The following is a 21645-nucleotide window of genomic DNA, read 5'->3' as shown; positions in this document are numbered from 1 at the left end:
GAAGAAATTATACATAAATGACTACTTATTATCATAAAAATTGTAATGTCATAGTAAAAAGATTCGATGGGACGAAAAAGGAGGTATAGAAGATGTCATCTGATAACCAATCATGCTTACGATTTTCGATAGAAGAGTCTGTCTGGTTTCAAAAGGGACAGGAAGTCTCAGAGCTTGTATCTATCTCTTTAGATCCAGATATTGTGATTCAAGAGCATGACCAATATGTGTCCATTCGTGGTGCGTTAAAGCTTTCTGGTGAGTATCATATAGACCAAGATACTTCTCAGGACGAAACACGTGATTTCACATCAGCAAGATTAGTGAATGAAATTATAACGCGTGAAGATGGGATTACTGAGTTGAACCATAGATTTCCTGTAGATATTACGATTCCGAAATATCGGATCGAAAGTTTAGAGGATGTATATGTAGCGGTTGAAGCATTCGATTATGATTTGCCAAAACGTGGATGTATGCAAATTGCAGCTGATCTATCAATTAGTGGAATACGTGACTTGAACAATGGCGATAGTAGTAAGACGAATGAAGCAAACCAAGAATACGAAGAAATTACGAATGTAAATGAGCGAGAAGAAGAAGTACAAGAAGACCAGGATAATCTAGATGTAAATGAACGAAAAGAGGCAGTAGCACAAGTAGAACAAGGGGAAGTACCATTAGTCTCGGAAGCTACTCATAATGAAGAAATTGAAAGTGAAGTTGAAGCCCCGATTGCTGAAGTAGAACAGAAGAGGGAAGAGCCAGCGCAAGAAGAAGTTCTTGCCCGTAATGCATCCGATGAGGATGAACAAGTTTGGGCAGAAGAGGAAGTAACCCTTCACACGGGAGAAGTCTCTGAAATTGACAATGAACTTCATGAAGAACCTCATGATGATGATTTATTTATCCCTTTTGAGGTAGAAGCTCGAAAGGAAGCCTATCAAGAACAAGAGGAAGCTAATATTTTGGAAGTCAACCAAGAAAATGAAGAAATCATTACACCACAAATAGGGGTAAAAGCAAGACATGAAAAAACATTTGTATTCGGTTCAAGTGAAGCTAGAGGAAAAACGATAACAGCTGTTGAAGATAAGAATCATTCAACAGAAGCTCTCACAAATGATAAACAGGTTACAAAGCGGAATGAGAATGAGTTATATTTAACTAAAATTTTTACAAGAGATGAAGAGGAAGAACTTTCAAAGATGAAAATCTGCATCGTTCAAAACGGTGATTCATTAGACAAAATTGCAGAAAGATATGAAATTTCTGTTCAACAATTAATTCGAGCAAATTCTTTAACTTCAGATCACCATGTAAGTGAAGGCCAGCTTTTATATATTCCAACAAATATTAATAGTTGAAAGTAGCTTATAGTTTTTATTCCGCAATATGGTGAGGTAATCCCTCACCTATTTTTAATTAATTCAAACGAAGGTAGGTGGCCCTTTTGGGGGAAGCTAACACAAGAAATTATGGGCCCATCTTGAAGCAATACAAGCTTGAACCACATTTTATTGAAGAGTATCGTAATGTAAAAAAAGTATTTACAAATAAAGGGGTATTTGCTTTGAAATCGGCGCGCAAAATTAGTAATACCCAATTTCCAAGTATGATACAAATGCTATATCAAAAAGGGTTTACGAGAGTAGTTCCAATAATTCCAACTATTGATGGTAGTTATTTAGTTTTTCAAGAAAACCAATATCATTATCTAATGCCTTGGTTAAATAATAGTATTGTAGATGAACGAGATGATCGACACCATCTTCTATTTAAAGAATTAGCTAAAATGCACCAATATTCATTAAATGAGATTCAGCAAGCTAAAACGAATGATATTTACCATCATTATGAAAATATTACAAAGCAGTGGGATGAGAGAGACGGATATTTGGAATCCTTTGTTATTGAAAGTGAAAAAAAGTGGTATATGTCCCCCTTTGAACTACTATTTTGTACGTATTACCATGAAATAAGCCTAGCAAGTAAATATGCGAGGTCTCAATTAGATAAATGGTATGAGCTCTCAGAAGAAACAAAATCCTTCCGAACAGTCTTAACTAATGGGAAGGTATCTATTACACATTTTCTTTTTGATGAACATGGGAAGGGTTATCTGTCTAACTTTGAGAAAGCGAGCTATGCGAGTCCAATTAATGACCTTATTAGTTTTTATTATCGAACGTTAAAAACGTTTCCAATTCTTTGTGATGATTGTTTTGGATGGTTTCAAACATATAGGAGTCATTTTCCACTAAAGGAAGAGGAAATTTATTTATTCTTAAGTTATTTAACATATCCAGAACCTATATATAGATGTGTACAAAATTATAAGAATAAAAAGGAAAAGAAATCAGAGCAAGAGTATGTACGTTTGTTACAGAAAGCCTATTGGCTTAATAAAAATATCGAGTATTTCTCGATGAAAATTGTTGAAGAAGAACAAAGAAAAAAAGATCAAGAAGCAGCAGAATCCCATACGGAATGAATAACAGTTTGTATGGGATACTTAATCAAAGCACTTTCGCGTATTAAATCCAATCTAAGTGAAGTGCGGCAGCAAGTAAAATTAAAACAGCTAAAAACAATACGTCAAATGAAGTAGGAATTAAAATAGTTCGTACCCCTTGAACGACTGTAATTGGAATGATGAATTGTACACATACAGCTCGTGTCTGTCTTAGCCATGGTGGATACCGGTACTTGTTAAATTTATTTATTCTTCTCCTCATGGAATTGACTCCTTTCGAAATCTGCTTATAATCAAGATATGCAAAATAGAAGAGAAAAGTGTCCATTACATATCTAGAAATTTTAGTTGCCTTCTTACTAAAAGTGAATAAAGTAATAAAAATTTGGCAAACCTTATTGACGATGACTGATATTATTGGTTACTATATATTCAAGATAAAATAAATACATTGACAGGGAAGAGTACATCGTAATACCTTCAGAGAGAGAAATCAGTAGCTGTGAGATTTCTTAGGTACAATGCGTTGGAAGGTCGCCCTTAAGTAGCTTTTATGAACGACATTGTCTAATAGTTTAAGCCGGTTCGGAGCCGTTATCGATTTGAGAGCACAAGTGTTTTTATGCACGAGTGAAAAAAGGTGGTACCGCGAATATAACTCCATTCGTCCTTTTATAGGATGAATGGAGTTTTTTATTTTTGTCTAGCGCAAGCGCATTTCTTAATTTTAGAGGAGGATCCATTATGGAAACAACAGAAAAAACATTATCAACGAAATATGATCCGCAGGCGATAGAAGCGGGTCGATATCAATATTGGTTAAATGGTAAATTTTTTGAGGCAACTGGTGACTCAGAGAAGACACCATATACAATCGTAATCCCGCCACCAAATGTAACAGGTAAGCTGCATCTTGGGCATGCATGGGATACAACATTACAAGATATCATCACTCGTATGAAAAGAATGCAAGGCTATGATGTACTTTGGTTACCTGGGATGGACCATGCGGGAATTGCCACACAAGCAAAGGTAGAAGGGAAGCTTCGTGAAGAAGGTATAACCCGATATGATCTAGGACGTGAAAAATTTGTAGAAGAAACATGGAAATGGAAGGAAGAATATGCGTGTCATATTCGCGAGCAATGGTCAAAGCTAGGCCTCGGCTTAGATTATTCCCGAGAGCGATTCACGCTGGATGAAGGCTTATCAAAAGCAGTCAGAGAAGTATTTGTATCGCTCTATAAAAAAGGCTTAATTTACCGAGGCGAATACATTATTAACTGGGATCCAGCAACTAAAACAGCGTTATCAGATATTGAGGTTATTTACCAAGATGTACAGGGAGCATTTTATCACATGCGCTATCCTTTGGCAGATGGTAGCGGATCGATCGAAATTGCAACAACACGTCCAGAAACAATGCTTGGTGATACTGCAATTGCCGTACACCCTGAAGACGAACGTTTCAAGCATTTAATTGGCAAAAAGGTAAAATTACCGATTGTTGGCAGGGAAATACCGATTGTTGCTGATGATTATGTAGATATGGACTTTGGATCAGGTGCAGTAAAAATCACTCCTGCACATGATCCAAATGACTTTGAAGTTGGAAATCGCCATAATCTTGAGCGAGTACTTGTCATGAATGAAGATGGCACAATGAATGCGAATGCAGGCTCATATCAAGGGCTCGACCGTTTTGAGTGTCGTAAGAAAATAGTTAAAGATCTTCAAGAGCAAGGTGTACTTTTCAAGATTGAAGAGCATCTCCACTCTGTTGGTCATAGTGAACGAAGTGGTGCAGTTGTTGAGCCTTACTTATCAACACAATGGTTTGTTAAAATGCAGCCGCTAGCTGACGAGGCGATAAAATTGCAGACAGGAGATGACAAAGTTACTTTCGTTCCTGATCGTTTTGAGAAAACGTACTTACATTGGATGGAAAACATTCGTGATTGGTGTATATCAAGACAGCTATGGTGGGGACATCGTATTCCAGCCTGGTATCATAATGAAACTGGTGAAGTATATGTAGATCATGAGCCACCAGCAGATATTGAAAATTGGACACAAGACAATGATGTTCTAGATACGTGGTTTAGTTCAGCATTATGGCCTTTTTCAACAATGGGCTGGCCAGATATAGACGCAGTGGACTTTAAAAGGTATTATCCAACAAATGTATTAGTAACAGGTTATGATATTATTTTCTTTTGGGTTTCCCGAATGATATTCCAAGGTCTAGAGTTTACAGGTAAGCGTCCTTTTGAAGATGTTCTTATTCATGGTCTAGTTCGTGATGAACAGGGACGGAAGATGAGTAAATCACTTGGTAATGGTGTGGATCCTATGGATGTCATTGCTAAATATGGTGCTGATTCATTACGCTACTTCCTTTCTACTGGAAGCTCTCCGGGTCAAGATCTACGCTTTAGTATGGAAAAGATTGAAGCAACCTGGAATTTCGCCAATAAAATTTGGAATGCATCTCGATTTGCAATGATGAATATGGGTGAAATGAAATTCGAGGACATCGACATAACTGGAGAAAAGTCTGTTGCTGACAAGTGGATATTAACCCAGTTAAATGAAACAATTGCCTCGGTTACAAAATTAGCTGAGAAATATGAGTTTGGAGAAGTGGGGCGCGTTCTTTACAACTTCATCTGGGATGATTTCTGTGATTGGTATATTGAAATGGCGAAGCTACCATTATATGGAGAGGATGAGCAAGCAAAGAAAACAACCCGTTCGATTCTTGCTTATGTACTCGATAACACGATGAGATTGCTACATCCGTTCATGCCATTCATTACCGAGGAAATATGGCAGAATCTTCCTCATGTAGGTGAGTCCATTACAGTAGCTAAATGGCCAGAAGTAAGAGAAGAGTTCACTGATCAAGATGCTGCCGCAGAAATGCATCTATTAGTTGATATCATTCGTGCTGTACGTAATATCCGCGCAGAAGTAAATACACCTATGAGCAAGCCGATTAACTTACAAATCAAGGCGAAAGATGAAAGTATTTTAGAAAAGCTACAAAAAAACCGTTCATATTTAGAAAGATTCTGTAACCCAAGTGAATTGATAATTGATACAGAAATTAAATCAACAGACAAATCAATGACTGCAGTTGTTACAGGTGCAGAATTGATACTTCCAATTGAAGGTTTAATCAATATTGAAGAAGAAATTAAGCGACTTGAAAAGGAACTCGATAAGCTTGATAAAGAAGTAGAAAGAGTTCAGAAGAAACTTGGCAATGAAGGCTTCGTAAAAAAGGCACCGGCAAAAGTAATTGAAGAAGAAAAAGCGAAAGCAAAAGACTATATTGAAAAACGCGATGCAGTACGTGCAAGAATAACAGAATTAAAAGGCTAAGAATAATGATGGAGGCGAATCTTACAAAGGATTCGTCTCCACTTATTGGAGGAGTCATCATGGTGAATAGTTATGAAGAGGCTCTTGAGTGGATTCACTCAAGATTAAGACTTGGAATGAAGCCAGGATTAAAAAGGATGGAGTGGATGATGGAACGGCTCAATCATCCAGAAAAAAAGATAAAAGCAATTCATATTGCAGGAACGAATGGTAAAGGTTCAACTGTGAGTTATTTACGAAATATTTTTCAAGAGTCTGGCTATAATGTTGGAACTTTTACATCTCCATATATTGAAACTTTTAATGAACGTATTAGCTTTAATGGAGAACCGATAAAGGATGAAGAAATCGTAACGCTCCTCAACATTATTAAACCTTTAGCGGAAGAACTAGAAGATACCGAATTAGGAGGACCAACAGAATTTGAAGTAATTACTGCAATGGCTCTGTATTATTTTGCAACGAATGAGAGTATTGATTTCGTCATTATGGAGGTTGGGTTAGGAGGAAGATTGGATTCAACAAATGTCATTAGACCGATTGTGTCGATTATTACTAATATTGGATTCGACCATATGGACATTTTAGGAGATACAATTTCTGAGATCTCATTTGAAAAAGCAGGAATCATTAAAAAAGCAGTACCTGTAATCACAAGTGTTGAGCAAGAGGATGCAATTCAAGTGATTCAAAATAAGGCAAAACAATGCTCATCAGAATTATACTTGGCTAATTTTGATTATTTTACAACGCATCATGAATCAAGTAGTCATGGCGAAATTTTTACGATAAAGACTCCATTTCATACCTTCGAAAAAGTTAATATTACGATGAAAGGCTTTCATCAAGTCAAAAATGCAAGTCTAGCATTAATGACCGTTAGTCTTCTAGTATTTCAAGGAATAATAAAAATGAATGAAACAAAGATAATGAAAGGGATAGAAAAGACAAAGTGGATTGGACGCTTTGAACAACTTAGTTCTAAACCAGAAGTCATTATTGATGGTGCCCATAATCCGCAAGGGATTAAAAGTCTTGTAGATACTGTTGGGACACACCTAACTGGTAAGGAAATTCATATCATATTTAGCCCGTTGAAGGATAAAAAGCTTGATAATATGATTAGCCAACTTGAAAATATCGCAGCTTCTTTAACATTTACATCCTTCGATTATCCAAGAGCATCTACTACTAAAGACCTATACGAATTATCATCAAAAAAAGATTATATTCACATGAAGGATAACTGGAAGGATGCTGTCGATAGTAAAATAAATGAGCTTTCTCAAAAAGAAAATGTAGTATTGTTAATTACTGGGTCTCTATATTTTATATCTGAAATTAGGCCTTATATCATAAAAAATAAATTACATAAATAATTGAAAACACAGGAAATTAGAACTATAATAAGGGCAAGTATCAGAAAATTAAGTGAGTATTTTTAACTTTATTAGATTATCAAACCTTAGTAGAAGGGAGGGATTGAAATGGAAGTTAGCAAGTTGGGAAAAAATATGCTTTGGATTGTTTGGCTATTCGTCTTTCCAATAAGTATGTGGCTTATATATAAATATTCAAATCCGATTATAATGGGATATGAATGGGATATTGTGAGCTTTGTCGTGTTAACTGGATTCATTTCAATTCTTCCTATTGTTGTAAATGATACAACAATATTGTTTACCGAAGGAGTTTCTCTGGCTGTTTTTCTTTTTTTTGGATTATTCGTTGAAATTGTACTATCTTTTATAGCAATCATTATTTTATTAATAAAAGTTAGAATAGGAATGAAAGATTCATTTCGGCTACCCCTCAATTCATTATTATTTTTAGGGACATCGGTTGCCGCGGCTTTTGTCTACTATTTACTCGGTGGAGAACATGGTGTAATTGATATGTCATCACCTCTCTTTATCCTTCCATTGGTGGGTTATCAAATAACAAGGTTTATAGTCAATCATTCATTATTAAGATTGTATAGACAGTATTTACAAGGTAGAAAGTTACCGATAATAACAAAAGACCTTTTATGGGAAGGGATGACCACATTACTTCACTTTCCTGTTGGTCTTGTTTTATACATGCTTTATGTTGAGGTTGGGTTAGCAGCACTTTTATATGTAGGAATACCCCTTATAAGTCTTTCTTTTATGCTCCGACTCTACTACTCTAGTCAACGAATCAATTTTTATTTGCAAAAGGCAACTGAACTTGGGCACCAATTAGCAGGTAGACAAAAGGTTGCTGAGGTACTAGATCTTTTTATAGAAAAAATAAGCGAAATGCTGCCAGTAGACTATGCGTATATTCTTGATTTGGTTGCGGAGGACGAACAACTTCAAGTAATTAGATATTTTTCAAAGGAAGGAAACGAAGACAAAGTATTACCCATGAAAAGGGGAGAAGGTATTGCTGGGAAGGTGTGGGAATCAAGTAGAGCAGTCCTATTTCATACGAAGAAAGAATATAAGTCAATCACAATGGGGTTTATGCCGGTATCGGTTGAAAGTGTAATATGTGTTCCAGTCTTACGTAATCAACAGGTTGTAGGTGTTTTCGCACTTGCATCCAATAAAAGAAGATGCTATGAAAAATATCAGGTAATGATTGTTGATATTTTAGCCTCTTATTTGGCAGTTGCAATTGAAAATGCTAGACATCATGAAGAAGCGAAAAATAAGAGTGAAAGATGTTCTTTAACTAATTTGTATAATTACCGATATTTTGAACAAGTATTAGAAGCAGAATATCAACAGTTGCAGGATAACAAAACTGGCCCATTGTCCTTAATATTACTTGATATTGATCATTTTAAGACAATAAATGATACATACGGTCACCAAAGTGGAAATGATATATTATGTGAGTTAGCTAATCGTTTACAAAATATTATCGGAGAATTAGGTATTGTAGCAAGATACGGTGGAGAAGAATTTGTAATATTATTACCAAATATCGATAAATATTCATGCAGAGGTTTAGCAGAAACAATCCGACAAATGATTGCTAATCGTCCATTCAGTGTTCAGGATGATCTGTTATACTCTGGTGAGGAGATCATGGTCAGAATTACAGCAAGTATTGGATTTGCAACTGCACCTTATGATGCGGAATCATCCCTAGATTTAGTACGTCATGCAGATCGTGCGATGTATACTGGGGCAAAGCAAGCGGGAAGGAATCGAGTTGCCGAGTATGTGAAATAAGGGAGGTTTAACTTTATTCAGCAAAAGTCTTCCACAACTATAAGTGGTGAGTTGAATGCAAATCAGTTTCCAATTCAGTGTGGATTCAAACCCCGACTGAATAAAGTTAAAAGCCTCCGGCGGATGCCTCAGATTTTTAAAGGAAGCTTTTCGAGCAAGCTCGAAAAAATCTGGGCGCAAATACGCCAAGACGCATTTGATTTTCATTTATCTCCCTTATCTTTATAAAGAATAGGATACATACCTTATTTTTCCTTAATGGGTTTTACGATAGATAATAGCTCAGTCGATGGTGAATTTGCATGATTAGATCCCACTTCTGGAAGAGGTAATTCGAAGTCATCACCGTCAAATTGTTCAAATGTTATTTTACTCCCACCACTTCCATAAAAAGAATTTACTATGATGGAGCCTTTTATCGATGCGCCGGACAATAATTGGAAATCTGCATTGGGGGCAAAAATCACCTTTGATTTTGCATTAGCACTACCGTCTATAATAAAGCTTGTACCCCCAGAGTAAATATTACCTTGAAAAACGGATCCAGCAGTAAATCTAATATTTGCGTCCTCGGCAAACAAAGAACCAAACATTTTTTGTGAACCTCCTAAAGTAAATTCTTTAGGGGACGTAGTATACCGTGAACCTTTATAATAGACGGTTAATTGATTACTATCACCATTTTCATTAATTGTGCTTGCAGCGCCTAATGTAATTTCTTTTGTTACGTATATGATAAGTTTTCCGGAACCAAGCAGATTAATATGTCCGTTAGTAATGTTAAGGTTATCAACTACGATTTCTTTATCTGAATTCCCAACATTAATGTTAAGTTGAGAATTTGAGAATATATTAATTTCGGGAATGTAATAATCTTGGTTTAATACTAGAGTGAAGTTTCTATTACAATCTATAATCGGGTGTCTTGATAAATTTGGGAATAGTGGAAATGCTGGCATCAACTCTTTATAGTTTATTGAATCGGTCATAATTGGTTTAGGATTAGGCAACACAATATTATTATGTAACATTATTTCCTTATTAATTGCGTCCTTACTAATGTAAATATTTCCACTAATCCTCTTATTTCCGCCACCAGATACAGATATAAGAGGAGAATTTTTCGTACATCTCAAATTTGCATTTCCAGATGATCTCAAATTTCCGTTCAAACCAACGTTCCCATCAATGCTTGCACTTCCAGTTAATTCAATACATGAATCGGAATATACAGCACGATTAGTAAAGATTGGTGAAGTGGGTGTTGCTTTTGAGGTCCATTTTACTACAAAGATTGTTTCTACAGTACGAGTAGAATTTCCGATTTTACCGACTGAAGTTAATAAATACGCATTATCTCCATTTTTTTTTACTGTTACTGTGGCAATGGGCTTCTTACCAAATGATTTTTCAAATTTATTATAAATGATAACTTTCCCATCTAATTCATACCTAGCTAATTCTAAAAAATCATCCTTATTTTCATTTTCATTATATAGGCGCTCTAATTCTTTCTCAATATCATACAAAACTTTGGTAGCACCGGCCTCTGCAATATAATAAGTAGATTGATAATCGCGGTTACTAGCATTCATCTTTATATTTGAAGTTGCCATGCTCATTAAACTGATTCCCATTATTGAGATAACTACTAAAACTAATAATACGATAAATAAAGATAGGCCATGCTCATTTTTAAAATATTTGTTATAAAAAACAAAACGTCTCACGCGATTCTACTCCCTTAAATAAAGTGTTGTAGAAAGGGTAACAGATTGTTGATTTTTTCCTTCTTTACTTGTAATTTTTATATTAATTTTTGTCCTCCCTTCAGTTTCCGTATCTCCATCTGTTATTATTATTTCTAAATCATCAATGTTTGAAATTAGTATTGTATTATTCTTCTTGATCGAATGATCCTCAAATATATACTTGATGCCATCAATAGAAATTCCATCTTTCAATTCTTCGACCGTGCTAGCTCGTCGAATTTCCTTCGTAATTAAATTGATTGCTTCTCTCGCATTTGATTGATTTTCTATTTGTGAAGATTGTTGCGCTAGTTGTTTATGACCAAAAATATTCACCGAAGTTATGAGAATTAGCACGAGTGATAAAAGTGCAACAACTACGATAACCTCAACTAAGGTCACACCTTTATTATTCCTTAACATCTGAAACATCCTTTGAATTTTCCCAGGAGAATAGTGTTTCAATTTGAGCTTCCTTTTGACTCATTGAAGAATCATTAAATATATTTATTATTACCTTATATAATTCACTTTCATTCCCTTCAGCCTGAATAGATAGCAAAATATAATAATCATTTACTATTTTATAAAAATTGAAGTCAGCATTATAATCCCCTCGAATTAATCGATAACCTAGTCCATTTTGTATACGAGATAATCCATCTGTAATATTTATTTCATTTTTATTTATATTATAAATAGCTTCCATTTCTGATTGTGCGATATATGTAGTATCTAATATGTCTTTTGAGACATTATTGGTACTTGCGGATTGAATATACATTGATAAAAAAGTAATTACAATTATTGTTAAAATTACAATTGATGTTAAAACTTCTAGTAAAGTTATCCCTTTTTCTGAAAAAATTGATTTAAACCTGGAGTTCAATATGACATCATCCTTTTAATTTAAATTGTACAAAATATAAAGAAATGATCTACTTAATGAAATTAAATATAGTCATTACTAGTATCATCTGAATCAAATGAATTTATGATTCGATCGAAGGTGATAAAAATGATGGCTTATGGGATGGTTCGGTCGATTGAAATCATTTTGTCGTATTAGGAGTGATACAACATGGGAAAATTCCGAAAAAAAATCGGTGACTTACTAATTGAAACAGGATTAATAAATGAAGAACAGTTACAAGAAGCTTTACGCGATAAATCAGATACACAGAAAATTGGTGATGTGCTGATACAAAAAGGATTCATAACTGAACATCAACTTATTGAGGTCCTAGAATTTCAATTAGGAATTCCGCATGTAAGCCTCTTTCGCTACCCAATTGATTCAAACCTGACTGCGATAGTACCTAAGGAAATTGCACGAAAATATAATCTGATGCCACTTAAAAGAGAGGGAGATAAACTATTCGTTGCAATGACTGACCCTTTAGACTTTTTTGCAATTGAAGATCTACGACTAACTACAGGATTTCAAATTGAGACGGCAATTGCGACAAAAGACGAAATATATCGTGCAATTACAAAATATTATGAACTTAATGTAGGTATTAACGAATTTATTAATGATGTGCCTGAAGAAGTGCAAGAGGAACGTATGATTAATGACGACTCCCCTGTTGTAAAACTTGTAAATCAAATTTTATTAAGCGCAGTTCAGCAAAGAGCAAGTGATATTCATATTGATCCACAAGAAACAAAAGTTTCATTACGCTATCGAATTGATGGTGTATTACGCATAGAACGTACTCTTCCTAAAAATATGCAGAATGTATTAATTGCGAGAATCAAGATTATGGCTAATCTGGATATAACAGAAAATCGTGTTCCCCAAGATGGAAGGATTAAAATAAATCTTGAATTTCACCCTGTCGATTTGCGTATATCGACATTACCTACTGTATTTGGTGAGAAAATTGTAATGAGGGTGCTCGATTTAAGCAATCAATTAAATGATCTTCAAAATCTTGGATTTAATAATGTCAATTTACAACGATTTAAGGAGTTAATCGAACGACCAACTGGAATCATTTTACTTACCGGTCCTACAGGATCGGGAAAATCATCTACACTTTATGCAGCACTTAATAAGTTGAATGTGGAGGATGTAAATATTATTACGATTGAAGATCCCGTAGAGTACCAATTGGAAGGGATCAATCAAATTCATGTTAATCCAAACGTAGGGATGACATTTGCAACTGGATTGCGTGCAATTTTACGTCAAGATCCAAACATAATAATGGTCGGGGAAATTCGCGATCGCGAGACTGCCGATATTGCGGTCAGAGCTTCTTTAACAGGGCATTTAGTTTTAAGTACATTACATACTAATGATTCTTTTGGGACAATTACCCGCTTAATTGATATGGGTGTGGAACCATTTTTAGTTGCTTCTTCTTTAACGGGTGTGGTATCACAGCGGCTAGTTCGAAGAGTTTGTCGTGATTGTGCGAATGTACAGGAACCGACAAAACGAGAACTTGAAATATTTGCAAAGCATGATATTAACATTGATAAAATCAACCGTGGAAGAGGTTGTGGAACATGTAATATGACCGGTTATAAAGGCCGTGTTGCTATCCATGAATTGCTTGAGATAAAAGATGAAATGCGTAAAGTTATTATGAATAAAGAATCTTTTTCGAAATTACGTGAAATAGCAATCAAAAATAAAATGATCTTTTTGATTGACGATGGATTAATCAAGGTGAAACAAGGGGTTACTACAACTGAGGAGATTCTTCGCGTAACATATACTGAATAGGTGGGAAAAATTTGAAGGAGAAAATTGATTTTATTTTACGATCTGCACACGAGCTTAAGGCATCTGACATTCACATAACAGCAGGTACTCCTCCTATTTTCCGGATTCATGGTGACTTACAAAGATATGGCAAAGAATCTTTAATCCCGGAAATTATTGCAGGTTTGGCTAAATCAATTATTTCTGAAGAAATGTGGGAGATTTTTCAGGAAAAAGGTGAATTAGATTTTTCTTATGGAATTCCAGGAGTATCAAGATTTCGGGTGAATGTATATAAACAACGCGGATGTGTCGCTCTCGCCTTCCGTGTAGTACCAACACATATACCTACTATTGAGGAATTAAAACTACCACAAATTTTAAAAAGGGTATCAGAAAAGCCCCAAGGTTTAATACTAGTAACAGGACCGACCGGGAGCGGGAAGTCCACAACGATGGCTGCTATGATTGATTATATGAATCATTCGATGAGTAAACATATCATTACACTAGAGGATCCAATTGAGTATTTGCATAAGCATGGCAGCAGCATTATTGACCAACGTGAAGTTGGATTCGATACTAAGAATTTTGCCAATGGATTACGTGCAGCGCTGAGACAGGATCCAGATGTAATATTAGTAGGTGAAATGAGAGACCTGGAAACAATTCATACTGCTATTACAGCAGCAGAGACGGGTCATCTTGTTTTGGGTACTTTGCACACATCAAGTGCACCATCTACAATTGATCGTATCATTGATGCGTTTCCGGTTTCACAGCAGGGACAAATTAGGATTCAGCTTGCTTCTGTATTAGTTTCAATTATTTCACAACGATTATTTCCTACAGTTGATCGGAGTGGTAGACGTGCTGCGACTGAGATTCTCGTTAATAATTCAGCGGTAGCAAATTTAATACGCAATGAGAAAAATCATCAAATTAAAAATGTCATTCAGACAAGCCGAGCAGAAGGTATGCAGACATTAGATCATAGTATTCATGAGCTAATCAACAATGGAGTGATTGCCAAAGAAATTGCACGACCATTTATACAAGAGAAGGTTGAATAATTATGCCTAGATTTAAATATCAAGGTCGAGATACGAAAGGGAAAAGGTCTGGTAAAGTTCATGCACCCTCTAAACGTGAGGCGATAACGAAGCTTCGAGACTCTGGAATTCGAGTTATACAAATGGATGAAGTACCTGAAACACTCTTTACGAAGGATTTGTCAATTGGGAATCCTGTGAAACTACAGGATTTTACAATCTTTTTACGACAATTTTCAACACTAATAAAAGCAGGGATTACTGTTGTAGACTCTATGGCGATATTAGCTAGTCAATCAAGTAGTAAAGCTTTGAAACGTGCACTTGTAGAAGTTGAATTAGATTTGCGTGAAGGTATTTCGCTTTCAAAGGCCACGGCAAAGCATAAAAAAGTTTTCTCAACCCTATTTACTAACATGGTAAAAGTTGGCGAAATTGGAGGAACTCTAGATGAAACATTGGAACGTCTAGCGGTACATTTTGAAAAACAACATAAAACTAGACAAAAAGTTAAATCTGCAATGACATATCCAGCAGTGATAGGGGTTGTTACAATTGCAGTTGTTATTTTTTTGCTTACATCAGTCGTACCGACATTTGTTACGATGTTTTCAGGATTTGGGGCAGACCTCCCACCAATTACAACATTTGTTCTTCACTCAAGTGAGTTCATGCAATCATATTGGTGGGTAGTAATCCTTATTTTTTTCTTATTTTATTTATCGATAATTATGATTAAGCAAAATAAAGAATCAAAATATTATTATGATTATCTTGTTTTGAAAATACCAGTATTCGGTAAGATGTTACAGAAAGCGGTATTAGCGAGAATGACGAGAACTTTAAGTTCCTTATTAAGCAGCTCTGTTCCTATTCTACAAACTTTAGCAGTTGTTGAAACGATAGTTGAAAATGAAGTAGTAGCAGGGGTATTGAAGCAATCACGTGATTCTTTAGAAAAGGGAAAATCAATGACGATACCAATGAAAAAGCATTGGGCGTTCCCACCACTTATAACTCAAATGATAGTTATTGGTGAAAATACTGGTTCACTTGATGAAATGCTAGGAAAGGTAGCAACCTTTTATGAGGATGAAGTAGAAAATGCAACTGATAAACTAAAATCATTAATAGAACCAATAATGATCGTCATATTAAGTGGTATTGTTGGAGTAATCGTTACTTCAATAATGGTTCCAATGTTCGACATCTTCAATAAAATACAATAAAACTGATAAGGTAGGATGATAATATGCTTAAAAAGCTTGTGAAAAATGAGAAGGGTTTAACTTTGGTTGAGTTGCTTGCAGTTATCGTAATTTTAGGGATAATCGCTGCAATCGCCGTACCTAGTATTGGTGCTATTATTGATAATTCTAAGAAAGATGCACATATTGCAAATGCACAACAAATGGTAAGTGGAGCAAAGATTGCCGTAACTGGTAATAGCGAATTACTTCCATCCAATGAAGGTGGTGAAAGTTATTTGCCACTTGAGTATTTAATAAACCAAGGATATTTAGATAAATTTACAGATCCTGATGGGGGCGAATATATAGTTGGAGAAAATCTTGACCAAATCCCAGCAAGTCAACCAACGACATCATATGTGAGGATTACAAAAGACGGTAACACATATATCTATTCAGTATTTTTAGCTGGATCCGAAAGATCTGTAGGTTCTGCTGGTGATCCAATTGCTTCCAATGATTTAACTAGAGATGTAATAGCTGATAAATAAGCTCCATATAAATGACTAAAAACAATTGAGGACGATCCTTTGGTTGTCCTCTTTATATAAGGGGATTATCAAGATGGCTTTTTCTTTATTTTTCTCAAATCAAATAGCGAATATCATAATAAAGGACCATGTCATTCGTTATGTTGGAGGAAAAAAAAACAGTCCGTTAACAGTTCGAAATTTTCGTGAACGATATATTCCTAAAGGGATAATTAATGAAGGTAAAATAATGGACAGAGATACATTACATTTAATTTTGGATGAGTGTGTTTCAGAATGGGAAATCAAAAAAAGAGAAGTACGATTTGTAATTCCAGATCCATTTGTTGTGATACGAAAAGCAGCAATTCCGATTGATATAAAAGATAACGAAATAATTGGTTATTTGCTATTAGAACTAGGCAGTTCAATCCATTTACCATTTGACGAACCTGTCATTGACTTTAAAAAGATATCGGAAGGGGATCGTAATAAGGATGTATTAATGTTTGCTACTCCTCGTGAAATTTCCCAAGACTATGCTTCACTTTTTAAGGAGGTTTCTTTAAGACCAATTGCCGCCGATATTTCTCCTCTATGCATGTATCGTTTATTTCACTCTTATAATAAAACAAAAATTGATAACCATTCATTACTCGTACAATTTGATATGCAATCTGTAAATTTAAGTATATTTCACGAGCATTTACCGATTTTTATGAGACATATTGCATTAGATTCCACGATTGCCGATTGGGAGATACGTCAAAATCCCGAACAAACAATTGCTGAAATTAACTGGATCAATCATAACAAAAGTGTCGAAATCATTATTGAAGAAATTGTGAGGGAAATTGAGCATTTAATCAATTTTTATCGCTTTAATATTAGGCAGGGTAATGAGCAGGTAACCGATATTTTAATGAGTGGTGACCACCCATACCTTTCAAATTTGATATCAGCCATAATAGACCGTTTTGAACTTCCAATTAAGACGATTGATACTTTAGAAAAACTGCCAGTTCACTTTTTGCTACCATTAGGTTTAGCGCTGAAAGAGGGATAGCAATGTTAGTTGAAATCAATTTATTAGCAAGAAAAGAATATAAAAATCGAGCTAATTATCTTATCTTTATGATTATGTTCCTTATTGGGCTCAGTGGCACTATTTTTCTATATATGCAACATGAAAAAGCAATCATTACAGAGCAACAATTATCTTCAGAAATTTCTATGCTTCAAAAAAAACGTGCTAAGGTAGAACAAAGATATGCAACTGAACAGGAATCCTCAGATGTAATCAAGCTTGAGAAAGTTGTAAAATGGGCAAATGATTATTTTATTGAGACAGTACCATTATTAAATCATTTAACTGCATTATTACCTGAACAGGGTTATATTCAATCCTTTTCATACGTTGATGATGGGATCATATCATTAATTGTTCAATTTGATACAAACAATCAAGTTGCTTACTATTTAGCTTCCCTAACTAACTCACCTTATTTCAAACAAACAAAAATTAATTCAGTGACAACAAGAAAAATCGATGATGTAGAAGTCGAAGAAGCACCAATTACTGAAACGAATGCTTCAAAAGTTGCTACTAATGAAAATGAAGAAAAACAAGGAGTCAATACTAAGTTGGAAATGGATAAGGTTGACTATTTTTCAAGGTATTATGCCACATTAGAAATTACGATAGATAAGGAATATGTGAAATCGATACAAAGGGAGGGAAAATGAAGATGACTCTCCAATTTACGAGAAAACAACTTATAACTTTACTACTACTCATTGTTTTACTAGTCGGTAGCTTTTCGCTATTTTACTATATAAAAATAAAGCCTATTCATACGACAAACGAACAACTGAGAATAGACTTAAAAATGGAAAAGAGGTTATATGATACCGTAGTAGATAAACAGAAATATAACGATAAGCCAATCAAAAGTTCAACGGAAGTCCAGAAAATAGTTCCAGTTATACCGTTAGTTGAGCAATTAATACTTGATCTCCAACGTGCTGAGACTACATCAAATTGTAAAATAACTAATATGACTTTTGGTGAAGGTGATAAAATTCAAATAAATTCAGACGCAAGTACTGTTGTAAAGAAAAATCAGCAGATCATTATCGAACCAGAAATAGCTGAAGCGTTAAAACAGATTATTGTAACTTTAACTGTAGAATCTCCAAGTTACCATGAACTTGAAGATTTCTTAGCTACTATTGAGCACCAAACGAGGATCACAAAAGTTAATTCTTTGAATTTTACTGGAAGACCTGAGCTTTATTCGGTGAATCAAGAACCAACTTCACTTAATTTTGATGTCACAATTTCATCGTTATATATGCCTGATCTAGTTGACCTTGTGGATGATGCTCCAAAAATTGATATACCAGATCCAAGTAATAAGACGGATCCGTTGGCTATTGGTTTGGACAAAGAGTAAGAAGGCTAGTATTTCTAAAAAATTTGACGAAAACCATTTACAACAAGACGACAAATGTCTTGTTATTTTTTTTTATGGATATGTTAGCATAGGTAAAAATAGTCGAGGAGTATTTGATTGAAGGTGGTGAAAGAATGGACAAGCATCAAAATAAAATTTCAATAAAAATAAACGGGAAAGAGCGAACTGTCCCTGAAAGGAACAATGAACATTTCCAACTTCACCAAGCAGATGAAGAAATTGCTGCTGCGAGAGAAGAGGAAGAAAATTTCACATGGGTGCTACCAGATGAATCAATTCAAAATGAAAAGATGCAAAAAGATGAACGGCCAATAATTCCGATTGAAGACCTACGTGATGCGATAAGTTCTAATAGAAAAGGGATTCGACCAACTAGAATAAAGGGCAACCAAATTTTCACTTTGAAACAAATTGTAATGACGACAATATTAGCCGTTTTTATAGGAGTCGGATTTGGAATAATGATTTTAATGGTTGTCAAAGATACGAATCAAAAACCAGTAAATACAACGACATCTTCAGTATCTGCTAATGAAAAAAGTAAACCAGAAGATAAAAGTGATGCAAAAGCTGGTAAAACTAGTGCATTTCAATTGGAGCCACTTTCAATAGGTGTAATTCAAGGGGGGCGATTTTCTACTGCTGATGCAGCAGATGTAATAGTTAATGAGCTAAAAGCCGCAGGCTATGCGGCAATTGAGATTGAACAAGATGGCTTTTTTTACGTGTTAATTGGGGCTGGATTAGTAAAGGAAGATTTAGCTGGACTCAAAAGTAAATATACAGATCCGGATACAGGATATTTTGCTAAGGAATTTGTGATAAATGGGGGCTCATATAAAACTGTTCCAGTAGCAGACTCAAATTTAATTAGTCATAGCATCGAAGTATTTCAGGAGTTGCTAAGCATCTCCTCACAGGCATTCAATACTGGGGCAATTAGTGAAGAACAATCAAAGCAGCTTGAAGGTTTAGATGGAAAATTGAAGAGTATAAAACTTGAAGGTGTTAATGAAAAATTAAGTAATTTCGTAAACTCACTTTCAAATTCTCAAGAATATTTACATACTTACAAAAAGAGCGATAATGACAAAGCATTATGGCAATCACAGCAATCATTACTCGATGCTTATAAAAACTATGGACAATGGGTCGGTCAATTAAAATAAATTTTTGATGAATATTTTCAATTTTGTGGCTGTCCAAAAAGTCGGTGAAAAATGACTTTTGAAGACAGCCTCATCATGTTAGTTATTTTTCTCTTATTGGACTTATAATTGATATTGGTTCAGTTGGTGGTGTATATTCATTTTCAGTATCATCCTCCGGTAGAGGTAATTCGATTAGATCATCATCGTATATCGTTTCAAATGTAATTTTGCTCCCACCACTACTATAAAATGAATCTGAGATAACAGAACCTTTTATCGTAGCACCTGCCAATAATTGAAAACTAGCCATTGGTGCAAATATCATTTTAGAATAAGCATAAGCACCTCCATCAATGATAAAGCTAGTTCCTCCAGTATAAATATGACCATGAAAACCGGATCCAGCTGTAAACTTAATATTTGCATCTTCTGCAAACAAGGAACCATATACTTCTTGGGAACCCGCTAATGTTACATTTTTAGGGGATGAAGTATTGCCGGAACCTTTTAAATAGATGGCCAAATTATGAATGTCACCTTTTTTATTAATTGTACTACCAGATCCCAATGTAATATCATTTTTAACATATATTTTTAGTTTTCCGGAACCAATTATGTTAATATGGCCATTTTTTATATTCAAATGATCAACAACAATTTCCTTATCTGAATTTCCCACATTAATAGTAAGATTGTAATTAGATTCAAGTTTTATTTCCTGAAAGTATAGATTTTGATTAAGATCAAGTTGATATTGATCGGTTAAATAGTTATCTATCCTAAGTTTCCCATTATAGATAACATTATATTTTTCTGAATCATTTTTTACGATTTGTTTATCCTTTGCTAATTCAAAGCTTGGAATAACTGGAAATTGAGGCATCATTTCTTTATAGTTTATTGGATCGGTCTTTATTGGATCTGGGTTTGGCAACTTAATATTATCATTTAGCTTAATTTCATTATTTTGTGCTTCTTTACTTATATATATATTTCCACTAATCCTATCATTATTACCGCCTGATATAGTGATAAGTGGGGAATTATTCGTGCATTTTGTAGTTGAACTCAAATTTCCATTTAAACCAACATTACCAACTATACTTGCACTACCTTCTAGTATGATACAAGAATCTGAATATACAACCCTATCATTAAAAATGGGCGAAGGCGATGGTCCTTTTGAGGCCCATTCTACTTTAAAGGTAGTTTCAACAGTCCGAGTGCGATTTCCAATTATTCCTGCTGATGTTAATGCATATTCGTTTGCTCCTATCTCCTTAACTGCTACGTCTGCATATGGTTCCTCATTAAATGTTTCAGAAAAATTGTCATATCTTGTTATTGTTTGTGCCTTAGCATTTACATACTTATACTCATCTAATACGAAACCATTTAATAGGACTTTTGCCTGGTATAAATAGATTTCTTCTCTTTCAGATTCTTTATATTTACTTTGAATATCGTTATATAATTCCTCTAATTTAATCTTTATTTCACTCATTACCTTGTTTGCACCGGCCTCGGCAATATAGAAGGTGGATTGATATTCACGATCACTTGTGCTCATTTTGACATTTGAAGCAGCCATCCCCATTAAGCTAATTCCCATAATTGAGACAACTACTAATACAAGCAATACTATGAATAATGAAAGACCATGCTCATTTTTTAAATATTTATTCTGTCGAAATGAACCGAACATGATT

At 34.6% G+C, this 21645-nt stretch carries 18 protein-coding genes and 1 other annotated feature; of the genes, 13 read left to right on the top strand and 5 right to left on the bottom strand.

The window, feature by feature from the left end:
• The first annotated feature begins 92 nt into the window (after window positions 1-92).
• Together spoVID and ysxE are read left to right on the top strand one after the other, a co-directional pair.
• Window positions 93-1367: a stage VI sporulation protein D gene (gene spoVID / locus MJG50_RS14750; RefSeq protein ID WP_240256511.1), complete on the top strand. Its 1275-nt coding sequence runs from the start codon at window positions 93-95 to the stop codon at window positions 1365-1367.
• Between the two features lie 122 nt (window positions 1368-1489).
• On the top strand, window positions 1490-2494 hold the full coding sequence (gene ysxE / locus MJG50_RS14745) for a spore coat protein YsxE (protein WP_240256510.1): 1005 nt from the start codon (window positions 1490-1492) through the stop codon (window positions 2492-2494).
• A gap of 43 nt (window positions 2495-2537) precedes the next feature.
• Here ysxE and MJG50_RS14740 read toward each other — a convergent pair whose 3' ends face one another.
• The gene (locus MJG50_RS14740; RefSeq protein WP_240256509.1) at window positions 2538-2738 is read right to left on the bottom strand and encodes a YszA family small membrane protein; all 201 of its coding nucleotides are present in this window, start codon (window positions 2736-2738) and stop codon (window positions 2538-2540) included.
• A gap of 180 nt (window positions 2739-2918) precedes the next feature.
• Window positions 2919-3151: a binding site (T-box leader), on the top strand.
• A gap of 69 nt (window positions 3152-3220) precedes the next feature.
• Between MJG50_RS14740 and MJG50_RS14735 the strand changes: the two genes are divergently transcribed.
• The 3 genes from MJG50_RS14735 (at window position 3221) to MJG50_RS14725 (ending at window position 9069) form a co-directional block, all read left to right on the top strand.
• Complete coding sequence (locus MJG50_RS14735) at window positions 3221-5863, top strand: valine--tRNA ligase (protein ID WP_240256508.1); 2643 nt, start codon at window positions 3221-3223, stop codon at window positions 5861-5863.
• A 59-nt stretch (window positions 5864-5922) separates the two neighbouring features.
• Window positions 5923-7242: a bifunctional folylpolyglutamate synthase/dihydrofolate synthase gene (locus tag MJG50_RS14730; protein WP_240256507.1), complete on the top strand. Its 1320-nt coding sequence runs from the start codon at window positions 5923-5925 to the stop codon at window positions 7240-7242.
• Between the two features lie 108 nt (window positions 7243-7350).
• Window positions 7351-9069 (top strand): sensor domain-containing diguanylate cyclase, encoded by a 1719-nt coding sequence (locus tag MJG50_RS14725; protein ID WP_240256506.1) that lies wholly within the window; start codon window positions 7351-7353, stop codon window positions 9067-9069.
• Between the two features lie 245 nt (window positions 9070-9314).
• Here the strand turns inward: MJG50_RS14725 and MJG50_RS14720 are convergent, their stop codons facing one another.
• The 3 genes from MJG50_RS14720 to MJG50_RS14710 are packed head-to-tail and all read right to left on the bottom strand — an operon-like array spanning window position 9315 to window position 11709.
• Window positions 9315-10799: a DUF7305 domain-containing protein gene (locus MJG50_RS14720; RefSeq protein ID WP_240256505.1), complete on the bottom strand. Its 1485-nt coding sequence runs from the start codon at window positions 10797-10799 to the stop codon at window positions 9315-9317.
• A 6-nt stretch (window positions 10800-10805) separates the two neighbouring features.
• The gene (locus MJG50_RS14715; RefSeq protein WP_240256504.1) at window positions 10806-11243 is read right to left on the bottom strand and encodes a prepilin-type N-terminal cleavage/methylation domain-containing protein; all 438 of its coding nucleotides are present in this window, start codon (window positions 11241-11243) and stop codon (window positions 10806-10808) included.
• Window positions 11230-11709 (bottom strand): hypothetical protein, encoded by a 480-nt coding sequence (locus MJG50_RS14710; RefSeq protein ID WP_240256503.1) that lies wholly within the window; start codon window positions 11707-11709, stop codon window positions 11230-11232. The genes MJG50_RS14715 and MJG50_RS14710 overlap by 14 nt, the downstream gene beginning before the upstream one ends.
• A 192-nt stretch (window positions 11710-11901) precedes the next feature.
• Between MJG50_RS14710 and MJG50_RS14705 the strand changes: the two genes are divergently transcribed.
• From MJG50_RS14705 to MJG50_RS14670, 8 genes are all read left to right on the top strand, one after another.
• On the top strand, window positions 11902-13557 hold the full coding sequence (locus MJG50_RS14705) for a GspE/PulE family protein (protein ID WP_240256502.1): 1656 nt from the start codon (window positions 11902-11904) through the stop codon (window positions 13555-13557).
• A gap of 11 nt (window positions 13558-13568) precedes the next feature.
• Window positions 13569-14609, top strand: a complete 1041-nt coding sequence (locus MJG50_RS14700) for a type IV pilus twitching motility protein PilT (protein ID WP_240256501.1) — start codon at window positions 13569-13571, stop codon at window positions 14607-14609.
• 2 nt (window positions 14610-14611) lie between these two features.
• Complete coding sequence (locus tag MJG50_RS14695; RefSeq protein WP_240256500.1) at window positions 14612-15817, top strand: type II secretion system F family protein; 1206 nt, start codon at window positions 14612-14614, stop codon at window positions 15815-15817.
• A gap of 23 nt (window positions 15818-15840) precedes the next feature.
• On the top strand, window positions 15841-16329 hold the full coding sequence (locus MJG50_RS14690) for a competence type IV pilus major pilin ComGC (protein ID WP_240256499.1): 489 nt from the start codon (window positions 15841-15843) through the stop codon (window positions 16327-16329).
• Between the two features lie 73 nt (window positions 16330-16402).
• A complete protein-coding gene (gene pilM, locus MJG50_RS14685; protein WP_240256498.1) occupies window positions 16403-17374 on the top strand; it encodes a type IV pilus biogenesis protein PilM in 972 nt (323 codons plus the stop codon).
• A 2-nt stretch (window positions 17375-17376) separates the two neighbouring features.
• The gene (locus tag MJG50_RS14680; RefSeq protein ID WP_240256497.1) at window positions 17377-18054 is read left to right on the top strand and encodes a PilN domain-containing protein; all 678 of its coding nucleotides are present in this window, start codon (window positions 17377-17379) and stop codon (window positions 18052-18054) included.
• A 2-nt stretch (window positions 18055-18056) separates the two neighbouring features.
• Window positions 18057-18764 (top strand): pilus assembly protein PilO, encoded by a 708-nt coding sequence (locus tag MJG50_RS14675; protein WP_240256496.1) that lies wholly within the window; start codon window positions 18057-18059, stop codon window positions 18762-18764.
• A 134-nt stretch (window positions 18765-18898) separates the two neighbouring features.
• On the top strand, window positions 18899-19954 hold the full coding sequence (locus MJG50_RS14670) for an SPOR domain-containing protein (RefSeq protein WP_240256495.1): 1056 nt from the start codon (window positions 18899-18901) through the stop codon (window positions 19952-19954).
• An 82-nt stretch (window positions 19955-20036) separates the two neighbouring features.
• Here the strand turns inward: MJG50_RS14670 and MJG50_RS14665 are convergent, their stop codons facing one another.
• The gene (locus tag MJG50_RS14665; protein ID WP_240256494.1) at window positions 20037-21641 is read right to left on the bottom strand and encodes a pilus assembly PilX N-terminal domain-containing protein; all 1605 of its coding nucleotides are present in this window, start codon (window positions 21639-21641) and stop codon (window positions 20037-20039) included.
• Window positions 21642-21645: the final 4 nt, after the last annotated feature.

It is taken from the genome of Fredinandcohnia quinoae, assembly GCF_022427965.1.
GTDB lineage: Bacteria > Bacillota > Bacilli > Bacillales > Bacillaceae_L > Ferdinandcohnia > Ferdinandcohnia quinoae.
This window is presented reverse-complemented; position numbering and strand designations above follow the sequence as displayed.